We start from the raw sequence: 15,375 nt of genomic DNA, 5'->3' as shown, positions 1-15,375 counted from the left end.
AGGATTTTATTTGATAAATTTTAGAACCTATTTTAAGAGAAACCTTTATTTGTATATTTTATTTTTTTTGTATGTTAAAATGTTTATGACTTATTTATGTTAATTTATACCATAAAAAAATAAAAGTTATAAAAAGGGGCGTGAGGGGAAATATTTATGAATAAAAAAACAATACTTATAATTGAAGACGATATAACCTTAAATAAAGGGATAATGCTTACTCTTAAGCAAGAGGATATAGACATAAAACAAGCATTTGATATAAACGAGGGAAGAAAAATATTTAATGAAAATAATATTGATTTGATAATACTAGATGTGAATTTACCTGATGGATCGGGGTTTGATTTGTGTAAAGAAATAAGGAAAAATTCTAATGTTTCTATTATATTTTTAACAGCTTGCGATATGGAAATAGATGTAGTGACAGGTCTGCAATTAGGAGCTGATGACTATATAACAAAGCCGTTTAGCTTGATGATTTTAAGGGCTAGGGTCATGGTTGCACTAAGGAGATTAGATAATACTGTCAGCAATGCATTCATTGTAGACAACATGGTATTTGATTTTGATAAAATGAAATTTACTAAAGATAACGAACAAATAATTTTAAGCAAAACAGAAGTTAAACTACTTAAAATATTGGTAAGTAATAAGGGTCAAGTACTAACAAGGGAACAGTTAATAGATAGTGTATGGAGCGATTGCGGAGAGTATGTAGATGAGAATGCATTAACAGTTAGTATAAAAAGATTGAGACAAAAAATAGAAGATAAAAACTTAAATCATAAGTACATAAAAACTGTGTATGGAATAGGATACAGTTTTGTTAGAGGTGAAAAAAATGATTGATAATAGCTATTTTAATAAAATATATTTAAGTTTTTTGTGTATGTTAGCATTAATATCAATAATTTTTATGTTTTTTATAACTTTGTCACAAATGAGAGGGATAGGTATAACTATAAGTGCAAGTTTTATTTTTGTTATTTTAGTAATGATTATGGGAATTATGTTTGTTTATACTATAAAAAAGCAATTAGTTAAAGTTATAAATAATCTAGAAAATATAGTAAGCAGTGCTATAAATGAAGAAAGCATGGTTACTGGATATGCTGATAATATATTGTCATCTTTTGAAAATAAAATACATAGGTATGTAAAAATAAATAAAGCAAGCAAAGAAAGCATAGAAAAAGAAAGAAATAAAATAAAAACTTTAGTGGGAGATATATCACATCAAACTAAAACTCCTATATCAAATATACTTTTGTACAGTCAGCTTATACTAGAAAATAAAAATATAGATGAAAACAGTAAGATGATGGCTTATGACATAAAAAAACAATCAGAAAGACTTAATTTTTTAATTCAATCTTTAATAAAAATGTCTAGGTTAGAAAGTGGAGTAATTGAACTAAGCAAAAGTAATTCAAAAATATATAAAACTATATATAAAAGCGTACAAGAAGTTTATTTAAGTGCAGATAAGAAAAATATAGAGATAAAAGTAGATGCAGATAAAAATATAAGTGCAAACTATGACAGCAAGTGGACTATAGAAGCTATTGTAAATATTTTAGAAAATGCTATAAAGTACAGTATGGAAAACTCGAAAATTGAAATATGTGCAAAAAGCTATGAATTGTTTAAAAGAATAGACATAAAAGACAATGGGATTGGGATAGAAGAAAGCGAAATAAATAATATTTTTAAACGGTTTTATAGATGCAAAAATGCAAAACAACATGAAGGAGTAGGAGTGGGACTATATCTTGCAAGGACAATAATTTCTAAGCAAGGTGGTTACATAAAGGTAGAATCTCAAATTGGACAAGGTTCTAATTTCTCCATATATTTACCTAGTTGAAAATATTAATTGTATTTATCAATCTAATATAAATATGTCATAACTGTTATATTTGAGACAGTAGTTTGTTAGAATCTATTGATATATTTATAACATAGAAAATTGATAAAACTTTTGATATGCAGAAACTTTAGGGGGAAAAAAGATGTTAATGGTACAAGCTAAAAACTTAAAAAAATATTATGGAAAAGATGAAAATCTTGTAAAAGCGCTAGACGGAATAGATTTTGAAGTTCAAAAAGGCGAGTTTGTTTCGATTGTTGGAACTTCTGGAAGTGGTAAAAGTACACTATTACATATGATAGGTGGGCTTGATATGGCTAGTGAAGGAAGCGTGAATATAAGTGGGAATGATATATTCAAGCTAAATGATGATGAACTTACTATTTTTAGACGTAGAGAAATAGGGTTTGTGTTTCAACAATTTAATCTAATACCAATCTTAAATGTATATGAAAATATAGTTCTTCCAATAGAACTTGATGGAAATAAGATAGATAATGAATATGTAGATACTGTTATAAACACACTTGGGTTAAAAGATAAAATAAATAACTTACCAAACAATCTATCAGGTGGTCAACAGCAAAGAGTTGCAATAGCTAGAGCTTTAGCCACTAAACCAAGTATAATACTTGCTGATGAGCCAACAGGTAACTTAGACAGTAAGACAAGTCAAGATGTAGTTGGACTTTTAAAAACTATGAGCGAAAGATTTGACCAAACCATAGTTATTATTACTCACAATGAAGAAATCGCCCAGATGAGTGATAGAATAATAAGAATTGAAGATGGAAAGATAGTGTCTGGGGCGGTGAGTAAGTAATGATAGGAAATACCAATAAAGAAATAATAAATAAAATATCTAAAAAATCTTTTAAATCAAATAAAAGTAGAAATATATTTGCAATTATTTCAATAGCACTTACAACATTACTTTTCACATCATTATTTACTGTAGGTATGAGTAATTTAAAGTCAACTGAATATAGCAAAATGAGAGCAGTTGGAACTACTTATCATGGTGCATTTAAGGACTTAACTAAGGCAGAATATGAAAAAATAAAAGAACACAAATTAGTAAAAGAATATATATCAAGTGTATTTCTTGGAATTGCAGAAAATAAAGAATTTGCAAAAAGGTCAATTGAAATTAACTATGGTGATAGAAAACATGTAGATGCTTGTTTTTCAACTCCAATAAAAGGAGATATGCCTGATAAAGAAAATGAAATATTGGTTGATACATTTGTACTTGATATGTTGAAAAAACCACATGAAATAAATCAAAAAATAAACTTAACTTACAAAATAAATGAAAAAACTTATAATAAGGACTTTATAGTAAGTGGGATATATAAAGGTGATACTGTAAGTAATGCAAGTAGAGTATACATATCAAAAGGATTTTTAAATAATAGTCTTAAAGGGATAAATGAAAATGAACTTAAAAAACAAAAGAAACAATGGGGATTAATAAATTTAGACGTTAATTTTTCTAATTCATTTGATATAAAAGGTAAATTATTAAAAATAATAAAAGAAAGTGGATACGACAGTAAAAATATAGATATAGGAATAAACTGGGCTTATGCTAGTACTGAGATGTCTAAGGAAACAGAACCTATAATAGCTGCTATTTCACTACTTGGAATTATAGGATTAGCAGGATATTTAATAATATACAATATATTTTATATAAGTGTAGTAAAAGATACTAAATTTTATGGTTTACTAAGAACGATAGGATCTACCAAAAAACAAATAAAAAAAATAGTAATAAAACAGGCATTAATATTATCTATTATAGGTATACCAATTGGTTTGATTTTAGGATATATAGTAGGGGTGGTTTTGGCTCCATTAGTTATAGGCAATACAACAATAGAATTTATAAAAATTTCTGCAAGTCCAATAATATTTGTGGGTTCTTCTATATTTTCATTGATAACAGCTATTATAAGTGCCTACAAACCAGCTAAAATAGCGTCAAAAACATTGCCAATAGAAGCTGTAAGATATAGTGGAGTAAACACAGTATCTAAAAAGAAATTTAAGAAATCTTCTAACGGAGCAAAAATTTATAAAATGGCAATTTCTAATATATTTAGAAATAAAAGTAAGGCAATAATAGTTATAGCATCTTTATCACTTAGTATAATAGTTTTAAACACTGTATATACAATAGTATCTGGATTTGACAGTGATAAGTATCTAAAAGATTTTATAGGTACTGATTTTACAATAGGAGATACAAGTTTTTATAGAGCGAAAGCTTTTGAAGGACATTTAGATGCAGTTACTGAAGATTTATGTAAGGAAATAGAAAGCAAAAAAGGTGTTAAGACTGTAAATAAGATGTATTATAGAGTAGATGAAAATAAGATAGATGGAAATATACTTAAAATACCATTTACTCATTCAATGGAAGTAAATATAGATAAGAACATTGATTCAATTGATAAAGATAATATGGACTCAGTTAATAGAATGAAAGAAAGTAAAAAAATATTAGCAGATTATTATGGAGTAGATGAAGGTATATATAAAATTCTTGATAAGTTTGTAGTTCAAGGTAAATTTGATTATGAAAAGTTTAAGACTGGAAAGTATATAATATCATTAACTAGTTATCAATTAGGAGATATTGTAAATGTAGGAGATAAAGTAGAGATACCGTTCAAAAATGGGAAATCCAAACAATATGAAGTTATGGCTGTAGTAAATTACTTACCGCTGTATTTATATTCAGGAGATTCATTTCCAGCATTTTCAGGGTATTTACCATCAGAAGAATTTAAAAAAACAACTGATGAGCACACTATAATGACTGCTATGTTTGATGTAGATGATAAAAATGTAAAAGAAACAGAAGATTACTTCAAAGGATTAAGCACTAGCAATCCATCATTTGATTACAGATCTAAAGCAACTTATATGAGAGCATTTAATGATATGATTAAAAGCTATGAAAATGTTGGATACGGACTTAGTCTTATAGTAGGTATAATAGGTGTACTTAACTTTATAAATGTTATAGCTACAAGTATTTTATCTCGAAAAAAAGAATTAGCTATGTTAAATAGCATAGGTATGACTAAGAAACAAATTAAAAAGATGCTTATTTTAGAAGCTCTAGACTATTGTTTAATTACAGCAGGAGTTATATTAATTGTTGGAACACCAATAACATATTTTGGAGTGGATATAATGGCAGGCGCTATAAGTTTCTTTAGTTATAGCTTTAGAATATTGCCAATAATAGTATCGATATTTATACTATTAATAATGGCAGGAATTGTTCCTTGTGTATGTTATAAGAAAATAAATAAACAAAGTGTAGTTGAAGAATTGAGAGATAATATATAGCAAAAAAGCAATACCTCTTAAATAAAACATCTTATTTAAGAGGTATTTTTTTATAAAATAAAAAAATAACAAGGGATATATCTAAAAATGTAGAATTATAGAAAGAGAATGCTTTACGGAGGTATATTATGAATCGATTTTTAGATAGTATAGATAGCTATATATTTATTTTAAATAAAAAACTTGAAATTATGTTTTGCAATAAAAAACTCTTAAATAAACTGAAATGTAGTGAAAGTGATATAGACAAAGTACAAATAAGTAGTGATACTAAAATAGATAATAAGTCTATAAGTTGCAAAATAAATGATATAAAAAAAGATGAAGTACTAAACTTAGATTTAATATTATATATAGAAGATAGAGAATTCAAATTAAAAGGTAAAATTACAAACGGATGCTTTTATAGTAAAGATGTAGTTTTTGTTTCAAGTGATAATATTGAAATGATAGATTATAAAAAAAACCTAAAAAATAAAACAATGGAAGATAATATAAAAAAGGAAATTAAAGGAAGTGAAAAATCAATATCAACTTTAATTTCTTTACTAAAAAAGGTAGAACAAGGTACGCCGCTTGAAGAAATACTTAAAGATATAGATATAAAACAATGTATAGAACAAATACTTGGTGAGATATATAAAATAGAACTAATGAAAAAAGATTTTGAATTACTCTTACAAATATCAGCGGATATAGCAGGTGTGATGGATAATAATGGATATTTAAAAACAGTAGGTCAAAATTGGACAAGTTATTTAGGGTGGAGTGAACAAGAAATATTAGAATCTAATATTTTACACTTGGTTCATGAGGGCCACAAAGATAAATTATGTAAAATATTAAATAGCGATAATGAAGATATAGTTGTTGTTGAAAATAAAATAATATGTAAAAATAATGAATATAAATGGTTTAGGTGGAATTTCAAATTAGTAAAGGAAAAAAATGTATTTGCATTTACAACTAGGGATATCACTAAAGAAAAAGAGCAGGAGAAACAAAGGAAAAAACTAGAAGAAACTGTGCATTTAGAAAGTATAAAGAATGAATTTTTTGCTAATATGTCCCATGAATTCAAAACACCTCTTAATATAATTTTGGGAACAGTACAATTAGTAGATAGAAATATTAATGATGAAAATATATACTGGAATGAAAATACAAACTTGAGTAGGCATATGAAATTAATAAGACAAAATTCATATAGGCTTTTGAGATTAGTAAACAACCTTATAGATATGACTAGAATCAATAATGGATATTATGAACTTAAGCTTGCAAATCATGATATAGTAAATATTGTAGAAGAAATAACTTTGTCAGTTGCTCAATATATTGAAGGAAAAGGGATAGAACTTATATTTGATACTAATTGTGAAGAAAAAATTATAGCTTGTGATCCAGAAAAAATAGAAAGAATTTTACTTAATCTATTGTCAAATTCTATTAAATATACAAATAAAAATGGAAATATATATGTTGATTTACAGGTTGATGAAGAAAAGATAACTATATCTGTAAGGGATGATGGAGAGGGTATATCTAAGGATAAACTTCCAATTATATTCAATAGATTTGTACAAGATGATAAGAAGTTGACAAAAAAATGTGAGGGCAGTGGAATAGGCCTATCCTTAGTAAAGTCTTTGGTTGAGATGCATGGTGGGAAAATAACTGTGTATAGTACAAAAGGAGTAGGAACTAATTTTGAGTTTTCTTTGCCAAACAAAGCAACACATTGTGAGGAAAATGAAATAAATAAAAATTATAATTATATATGTGATAACAATAAAATTGAAATGTGTAATATAGAATTTTCGGATATATATGGAATGTAATTTGTTTTTAAAAAGTAGTTGACATTTTTTATAAATCGATTATAATTATATTTATATTACAAAATAATAAAAAGAAATCCTTAGAAAAAGAGAGTAGTGTTAAATGGAGTTTCAGCGAGTTGGGGATTGGTGTGAGCCTAACAATGAAATTTATTACGAAGAGAGCTTTGGAGGAGATTGCCTGAAATAATAGTATGGCAATAGGTGTTCTCGCCTTAAGAGATTGAGAGGATAAGTATACTTATCAATAAGAGTGGTAACGCGGAAATTTTCGTCTCTTGGCTTTATAGCCAAGGGACTTTTTTAATACAGAAATATATTATTTTTGTTTAATTCGCGTATCTATATTATTGTTACTTATCAATAAGAGTGGTACCACGGATAATTTCGTCTCTTAGCCTTTTAGGCTAAGGGACTTTTTAATACCCAAATAAAGTGAATTCTTAAAAATCGGGATACAATTAAAATTGTATTCTCAAATAATAATCAATAACAAATAGGAGGTAATATTATGAAAAAGGCAGCGTTAGGAATTTTAGTAGGTGTTTTAAGTTTTAGTTTAGTAGGATGTTCTCAAAAAGAGGAAAGTAGTCAGTTAGAATCAATAAAAGAAAAAGGAAAGTTAGTAATAGGTACAAGTGCGGATTATCCACCGTACGAGTTTCACAAAAAAATAGATGGAAAAGATACTGTGGTAGGATTTGAGATGGAAATAGCAAAAGAAATTGCCAAGGAAATAGGTGTAGAATTAGAAATAAAAGATATGAAATTTGACGGATTATTGCCAGCATTACAATCTCAAAATATAGACATGGTAGTTGCAGGAATGAGCCCAACAGAGGAAAGAAAGAAAGCTGTAAACTTTACAGATGTTTACTATAATGGAGAAAATGCTATATTAATTAAAAAAGATGATTTAGAAAAATATAAGACTGTAGAAAGTTTAAAAAATATTAAAATAGGAGTTCAAAAATCTTCGATACAAGAAGGATTTGCAAAAGATAATATAGGAGCTACAAACATTAAGTCTCTTTCAAAAATACCTGATATAATATTAGAACTTAAAAATTCAAATGTTGATGCAGTTGTAGTTAGTAAAGATGCTGTTGGTGGTTACTTAAAAGAATATCCAGAAATAGTTTTTGCAAATATAGATTTAGGTCAAGATAAAGAAGAAGGTTCAGCAATAGCAACTAAAAAATCAGAGGACTATTCTTTAATTAAAAAAACTAATGACATTTTAGGCTCATTAAAAAAAGAAAATAAAATACAAAAATTTGTTGATGAAGCAACTAAGCTATCTCAATAATACAAGGAGGAAGTTAATATGGATTTCGGTTTTTTAAAGGAATATTCGCAATTTTTCATAGATGGAACAAAGATTACTATAATGATATCTTTATCTACTTTAATATTAGGATTTATGATAGGTACTATAGTATGTTTAGGAAGATTATCTAAAGTTAAAATAATTAAATTTATATCTGGTGCATATATAGAGTTTTTAAGAGGAACACCACTGCTTATTCAATTATATATAATTTACTTTGGTCTACCTACGCTTGGAATTCAATTTCCAAGCATAGGACCAATAACATCAGATTATATAGCAGCAGTAATTGCACTATCTATAAACTCAAGTGCATATATAGCTGAAATTTTAAGATCTGGTATTCAATCAATAGATAAAGGTCAAATGGAAGCTAGTCGTTCTTTAGGTCTTGATTATTCAACTAGTATGAAACATGTAATAATACCACAGGCATTAAAAAATGTATTACCTGCACTTGCAAATGAATTTATAGTATTAGTTAAGGAATCATCAATAGCATCAATAATTGGGATACATGATTTAATGTATAGCGCAGATACAGTTAAAGGAAGCACATACTTAGCATTTGAGCCACTAATAGTTGCATCTATAATATACTTTGTACTTACATTTAGTTTATCAAAGTTAGTTGGAGTATTTGAATCTAAGTTAGGAAATAGTGAGTCTAAAAACTTTGTTTTATTTGATAGTAAGGTAAGCACTAAAAAAGTTATAGAGGAGGCTTAAATATGATAAAGATAAAAAATCTAAAAAAGAAATTTGGAAAATTAGAAGTTTTAAAAAATATAGATATGAATGTTAAAAAAGGAGAAATAGTAGCAATACTAGGACCTAGCGGAAGTGGGAAAAGTACTCTTTTAAGATGTATGAACTTATTAGAAACTCCAAATGATGGAGAAGTAATATTTGAAGGAAAAAATATATTAGATAAAAATTGTGATATAAATAAAGCTAGACAAAATATAGGAATGGTTTTTCAAAACTTTAATTTATTTCCGAATATGTCTGTTATCGATAATATAACTTTCGCACCAATTAAAGGCAAAAAAATGGATAAAGAAGATGCTATAAAAATCGGAGAACAACTTTTACAAAGAGTAGGACTTATAGATAAAAAATATGCATATCCATCACAATTATCTGGAGGACAAAAGCAAAGAATAGCAATAGCAAGATCACTTGCTATGCAACCTGATGTTATGTTATTTGATGAACCAACTTCAGCACTAGACCCTGAAATGGTAAAAGAAGTTTTAGATGTTATGAAAGAACTTGCAAAAGAAGGAACTACAATGGTAGTAGTAACTCATGAAATCGGATTTGCAAAGGAAGTTGCAACTAAAGTTGTATTTATGGATGGTGGATATATAGTTGAAGAAGGAACACCTACTGAAGTATTTGATAATACAAAAGAAGGAAGAACTAAAGACTTTTTAAGCAAAGTAATATAAAATATTTTATATTTTAAAAGGAAGTAGCAACTAGCTACTTCCTTTTAATTTGAGTTTATTTAAGCAAAAAGTTCGATTATATCTTTATCAGAAAGACTTTTTAATACGTTTTGATTAGAAAGATCTCCATTGATAAATTCGTTGATAAGTTCATTTTTGCTTTCTTGGAGTTTTACTATTTTTTCTTCTATAGTACCTTTTGCAATAAGTTTTATAACTTCAACAGAATTTTTTTGACCAAATCTATGAGCTCTATCACTTGCTTGATTTTCAACTGATGGATTCCACCAAGGGTCAAAGTGTATAACAACATCTGCACTAGTTAAATTAAGCCCTGTACCACCGGCTTTTAATGAAATTAAAAATACTTTATTTTCATTTCCTTCATTAAATTCATTAACTAAACTTAGTCTTTTTTTAGCAGGAGTTTTACCATCTATATAAGAATAAGAGATATTATTTTTATTAAGTTCATCACCTAAGCTTTTAAGTACTGATGTAAATTGAGAGAATAAAAGTATTTTGTGATTGTCAGCTATATATGTATTTAAAAGTTCTATTGCTGTATCTATCTTTGAACTTTTTTTGTTATAATCCTCTAAAAGTATCTTGGGGTCTAAACAAAGTTGTCTTAACTTCATAAGATAAGAAAAAATTACTATTCTGTCTTTTTTTATGTCTTTATTGTTTATTTTTTCGCTAAGTTCAGATACATAAGCACTATATATTTTTCTTTGGTCCTTATTTAACTCAACGAAGAACTTTCTTTCTATTTTATCAGGAAGTTCTTTCATAACTTCACATTTAGTTCTTCTTAATATAAAAGGTTTTATTAATTTTTTTAAATTATAACCATTGTTTTCATTGTATATAAATAAATTTTGGAATTTACTTCTATTATATAAATATCCTGGCATTATAAAGTCAAAGATTGACCAAAGCTCCATTAAATTATTCTCAATAGGAGTACCAGTTAATGCAAATCTAACTTTAGCATTAACACTTTTTACAGCCTCGGTACTTAGTGCAACTGGGTTTTTTATGTTTTGAGCCTCATCTATTATGCAGTAGTCAAAGACTGTTTTTTTGTAGCTATCTAAGTCATTTCTAAGAGTGCCATAAGTTGTTATAACTACGTCATAATTCTCCATTTCTTCAAATGCTTTTTCACGTTCTTTTTTGCTTCCATGTATTAGTAAAACATTCATAGTTGGAGAGAATGTTTCAAATTCATTTTTCCAGTTATATATAAGTGAAGTAGGAGTAATTATTAAACTCTTACAATTTTTAGGTTTTTTAGATAATAAAAAACTAATAGCTTGTAGTGTTTTACCAAGACCCATTTCATCAGCAAGTATTCCGCCAAATTCATAGTGGTCTAGGGTGTTAAACCAATTAAGACCTGATACTTGATAATCACGTAGTGTAGCATCAAGTTCTTTTGGAACTTCTAGTTTTAATGTCTTTAAATTTTCGAATTTCTTGGAAATATCTTTTACTAATTCTCTTCCAGTTATAAAATCTAAACTTTTATGTTCAAACATATCATTTAGATATAACATTTTGCTGTTGTGAATTTTAGATATATTATCAGCACCAATTAAATCTAAATTTTCAAGAAGTTCAAAAAAGTCTTTAGTTTGATTTTCTTCTAAGTTTAAGAAGTTTCCGTTTTTAAGTTTATAAAACTTACTTTTATTTTTAAAAGATAATAATATATCTTTATACTCATCTTGATTGATATCTTCTATATCAAAAGAAAACTCTAGATAACCTTCAACACCATCTCTTAAAGATGCTTTAATAGAAGATGCATTATATATTTTTTTAGCTTTGAATTTATCTGAATAAAAAACATCCCCAAAGTTTTTAAGATTTATTATTTCTTCATTAAGTAAAGCATATAGGTCTAAGTCATTACCTTTAAATACATAAGTCTTATTATCTAAAATAAAACTTAAATTAATAAGTTTATTTTTCATACTATTTTCTTTTTCTAAGTCCTTTAAGATGAACTTTTTACCATTTTCATCATTATAAACAAACTTTAAATCGCAAATTATATTAGATCCCTTTAAATCAAAATAAAACTCTGTGTTAAAATCACTTATTATGTTGTCTTTTATATCATCAGCTATTTTTACGTTATTAGAAAACTGAGATATTTTAGGAATTAAATTGCTTAAAACTCCTTGAGTATCTTCCTTTTCAAAAACGATGTCTTTAGTTTCATTAATAATTGAATATATTCTATTGTAATTTAGAACTTGTTCTCCATAAAGTAAATATAAATTGTCATTGTATAATAAAACATCACCTTTATCAGTTATTGGAACAGGTAAGTCGTCATTAGATGTAAGAAGTATTTTCCCATCGTCATTTTTAACATCAAAAGAAATCGGAAGTACATCCTTTATTATTTTAGGACTGTATATTTCATTGTTAAAATTAAGTGTAAAAGGCTTATTTTTTAAAGTTTCTAAAAATAATTTAAATTCGCTTCTTCCGATACGCATCAGCTTAGGGCTAGAAACACTTAAATGTGATGCTAAGTTATTTCCGTAATTTTCGATAATATCTATTAAATATTCATCATCTGGATAAAAATAATGAATGTTTGGATTATAATTAAAGTTTTTACCATATTCTAAAGGTATATTTTTAGACTTTGCATATGCAAAATCTTTTAAGTTCTTTAATACATACATTTTATCTTGACCTATTTTAAAATCTGCATATATTTTATTCTTTTCAATTAATATGTTCACTTCTAGATTAACTAATTCTCTTTTAGTGTCATCAAAGTAAAATAGTAGTTGTTTATTAGGTAATATAGGGACTTTTATAATAGGATTTTTTTCTTTAATTTGAGAAACTAAGCCGTTAGCATAATCTTTTTTTGCAAGCTGTAGTCCATATATAGAAGTTGCAGCTAAGTGCTTGCATATAACGAGACGGTTATTTTTAGTTCTTGATCTAAAGTCCTCACAAGTGCATCTAGCATGAACTATTTTTAATTCTTTAGTATCTACAGCTATAGAATTTGGATAAACCTCATTGTAATATTCCGATTCACAAATTCCTTCAAAACAAATTTTATCTTCATCTATATTAAACGTAACATGATCGACTAACTTTTTATTGAAATATTTAATTCCTCTCATCCATCGAGTTGGCTCCGTTTTTGATTTTATTAAATCTTGTATTTCTTTAAAGTTCAATTAATTTCACCTTACCCTCATTGTGTATATACAATATTATAGTCTATAACATTTTAAATTACACAAAAATATTAAAAACACATGGATTTATTAAAAATAATATTAGGTGTTTTTAATAAATCCATGAACCTTTAATATACTACAACTTACTATGTTTATACAAGTTAAAATTGCCTTAATAAAAAATAAATATAAACAAATATAAAGTATATTTAGCATTTTGATTTGATTGTATATTATATGCGTTTATGTAATAATACATAAATTTAAGGGGGAAGATAAGTCGTATAAAATTACAATGTGAATTAGGAGAGTTTTTAATATGAAAAATCTAGTATTAACTTTATCTTGCTTACCCAAAGTCGGGAAAAAAACTATATTATATTTTATAGAAAATATGATGGATAACCCTAAAGACGAAAGTGATTTATTAGATATGTTTATAGAAATGAAAAGTGTTAATAAACGTATAGTAATTCCAACGATAGAGCAGATAAAAGAATCAATAAATAAAAGCGAAACAATAATTAGAGATTCTCAAAAATTAAATATAAAATATATAGATATATTAAATAATAACTTTCCAAATAAACTAAAAAGTATAGAAAATCCACCTACAATGCTTTTTTACAAAGGCAATTACGATAGTTTGAAAAATGATAGTTCTATTGCAATTGTAGGAAGTAGGAAAGCTGATTTAGATGGCTTAAAAGGCGCTTATAAATTAGGGACTATATTTGGAAGACAAAACTATAGTGTTGTAAGTGGTTTAGCGATAGGGTGTGATGAACAAGCTCACAGAGGGTGTGTAGATGTAAATGGAAATAGTGTTGCTGTATTACCATGTGGGCTAGATAATACATATCCAAGTATAAATGAAAAACTAGCATATGATATATTAAAAAATAATGGATGCTTAGTTAGTGAATACCCTATTGGAACACATGCTTTTAAAAATAATTTTATAGAAAGAGATAGAATTCAAAGTGGATTAAGTAGCGGAGTTATAGTATGTGAGAGCAGTATTAAAGGTGGAACTATGCATACTGCTAATTTTGCTATAAATCAAAAAAAAGTTCTAGCATGCTTAGATATTGATTGTAGTGGGAATCAAAAGCTAATTAAAGAAAATAGATGTATGACAATTAAAGACGAGAACGATTTAAATGCATTTAAATTAGAAATAAATAAATTTAATAAATTATATAAAGACAAAAATATTAGAGAATATACTCAACAACTAAAATTAAAGTAATAATTTAGCATAAAGGCTAAAAATGTAGAAAAATGTAGAATAAAGATTTAAAATAAATGGCTTTTGTGATATATTATATTTTGTTACTATATATTTAAGGATAAATTTAAAAGTAATGAAAGGAAACATATCATGGAACCAGTTAGAATTAAGATTGAAGATTTTAAATTAAATAATTTTATAAATTACTACGAAGATAACGCAGTAGAAATGTTATTTGAACATTCTAGTTCAGTTACTAGGGTAAATTTAATAGATAAAGATTATATGGATGTAATAACTTTTGATGAAGATTATGAAGATATAAAAGATGCAGATGATTACAAAGAAGTTTTATTAGATGAAGAATATGCATTATTATTTATAATAGGAAAAACGCATGAAGGTGCTGAAAAGTTTGAATTTATAGATGGTACAAAATACAGTATGAAACATTACGTAGACGATTTGTATATGGATAAAAATCTTATAAAAGATATAGGTGACTTAGAACTTAATTTAGATAACTTAATAGGTCTTTTAATAGATTCAGAAGATGGAGAATACGTAATAAGTATCGTTAATTATGAAAAAGGAATATCTCCAAAAATAGCAGAAGTTGAAGAATCTGGAGACTTAGAAGAGATAGTGAAGAACTTAATAGATAGATTTAGTATATAAATAAAAAGGTATGACTTAAAAAAGTCATACCTTTTTGTTTTTAAATGGTATATTCTAGCAATTAAGTAGCAAAAATATGTTAAAATAAAATAAAAAGTAAAAAAATCAGGAGAGACAAAATGGCAGAAATAAAATTTGAAATACAAGAAGAAATAGGTGTTATATCAAACTCTGGTAAAGGATGGACTAAAGAATTAAATTTAGTTAGTTGGAACAACAATGCTCCAAAATTTGATTTAAGAGATTGGTCATCAAATCATGAAAAAATGGGTAAGGGCATTACTTTAACAAATGAAGACCTTAAGGCTCTTAAGGATTTATTAAATGAAATGAACTTATAAAAATTAATTAACAATTATACATAATAAAGGTAAA

At 26.5% G+C, this 15,375-nt stretch carries 12 protein-coding genes and 1 other annotated feature; of the genes, 11 read left to right on the top strand and 1 reads right to left on the bottom strand.

Annotated features, from left to right (window positions below; genetic code table 11):
* Positions 1–156: 156 nt before the first annotated feature.
* The 8 genes from QOZ84_RS02940 to QOZ84_RS02905 all read left to right on the top strand — a co-directional run bounded on the left by QOZ84_RS02940 (position 157) and on the right by QOZ84_RS02905 (position 9,864).
* Positions 157–852, top strand: a complete 696-nt coding sequence (locus QOZ84_RS02940; protein ID WP_284131466.1) for a response regulator transcription factor — start codon at positions 157–159, stop codon at positions 850–852.
* A complete protein-coding gene (locus QOZ84_RS02935) occupies positions 845–1,870 on the top strand; it encodes a sensor histidine kinase (RefSeq protein WP_284131465.1) in 1,026 nt (341 codons plus the stop codon). The genes QOZ84_RS02940 and QOZ84_RS02935 overlap by 8 nt, the downstream gene beginning before the upstream one ends.
* 145 nt (positions 1,871–2,015) lie before the next feature.
* Positions 2,016–2,696, top strand: a complete 681-nt coding sequence (locus tag QOZ84_RS02930) for an ABC transporter ATP-binding protein (protein WP_284131464.1) — start codon at positions 2,016–2,018, stop codon at positions 2,694–2,696.
* Positions 2,696–5,239, top strand: coding sequence for an ABC transporter permease (locus QOZ84_RS02925; RefSeq protein WP_284131463.1), 2,544 nt, complete (start codon positions 2,696–2,698; stop codon positions 5,237–5,239). The genes QOZ84_RS02930 and QOZ84_RS02925 overlap by 1 nt, the downstream gene beginning before the upstream one ends.
* 128 nt (positions 5,240–5,367) lie before the next feature.
* Complete coding sequence (locus QOZ84_RS02920) at positions 5,368–7,080, top strand: PAS domain-containing sensor histidine kinase (protein WP_284131462.1); 1,713 nt, start codon at positions 5,368–5,370, stop codon at positions 7,078–7,080.
* Between the two features lie 72 nt (positions 7,081–7,152).
* Positions 7,153–7,362: a binding site (T-box leader), on the top strand.
* Positions 7,363–7,591: 229 nt separating this feature from the next.
* Positions 7,592–8,389, top strand: a complete 798-nt coding sequence (locus tag QOZ84_RS02915) for a transporter substrate-binding domain-containing protein (RefSeq protein ID WP_284131461.1) — start codon at positions 7,592–7,594, stop codon at positions 8,387–8,389.
* Between the two features lie 18 nt (positions 8,390–8,407).
* Positions 8,408–9,139, top strand: a complete 732-nt coding sequence (locus tag QOZ84_RS02910) for an amino acid ABC transporter permease (RefSeq protein WP_284131460.1) — start codon at positions 8,408–8,410, stop codon at positions 9,137–9,139.
* A gap of 2 nt (positions 9,140–9,141) precedes the next feature.
* Positions 9,142–9,864, top strand: a complete 723-nt coding sequence (locus QOZ84_RS02905) for an amino acid ABC transporter ATP-binding protein (protein WP_284131459.1) — start codon at positions 9,142–9,144, stop codon at positions 9,862–9,864.
* A 59-nt stretch (positions 9,865–9,923) separates the two neighbouring features.
* On the opposite strand, the gene QOZ84_RS02900 is transcribed toward QOZ84_RS02905, so the two are convergent.
* On the bottom strand, positions 9,924–13,085 hold the full coding sequence (locus tag QOZ84_RS02900; protein WP_284131458.1) for a DEAD/DEAH box helicase: 3,162 nt from the start codon (positions 13,083–13,085) through the stop codon (positions 9,924–9,926).
* A gap of 322 nt (positions 13,086–13,407) precedes the next feature.
* Here QOZ84_RS02900 and QOZ84_RS02895 point away from each other — a divergent pair, with 322 nt between their 5' ends.
* From QOZ84_RS02895 to QOZ84_RS02885, 3 genes are all read left to right on the top strand, one after another.
* A complete protein-coding gene (locus QOZ84_RS02895; protein ID WP_284131457.1) occupies positions 13,408–14,340 on the top strand; it encodes a DNA-processing protein DprA in 933 nt (310 codons plus the stop codon).
* A 132-nt stretch (positions 14,341–14,472) separates the two neighbouring features.
* Positions 14,473–15,000 (top strand): hypothetical protein, encoded by a 528-nt coding sequence (locus QOZ84_RS02890; RefSeq protein WP_284131456.1) that lies wholly within the window; start codon positions 14,473–14,475, stop codon positions 14,998–15,000.
* Between the two features lie 119 nt (positions 15,001–15,119).
* Complete coding sequence (locus QOZ84_RS02885) at positions 15,120–15,341, top strand: YdbC family protein (RefSeq protein WP_284131455.1); 222 nt, start codon at positions 15,120–15,122, stop codon at positions 15,339–15,341.
* Positions 15,342–15,375 lie beyond the last annotated feature (34 nt).

The organism is Romboutsia sedimentorum (assembly GCF_030131845.1).
Lineage (GTDB): Bacteria > Bacillota > Clostridia > Peptostreptococcales > Peptostreptococcaceae > Romboutsia_D > Romboutsia_D sedimentorum.
This window is presented reverse-complemented; position numbering and strand designations above follow the sequence as displayed.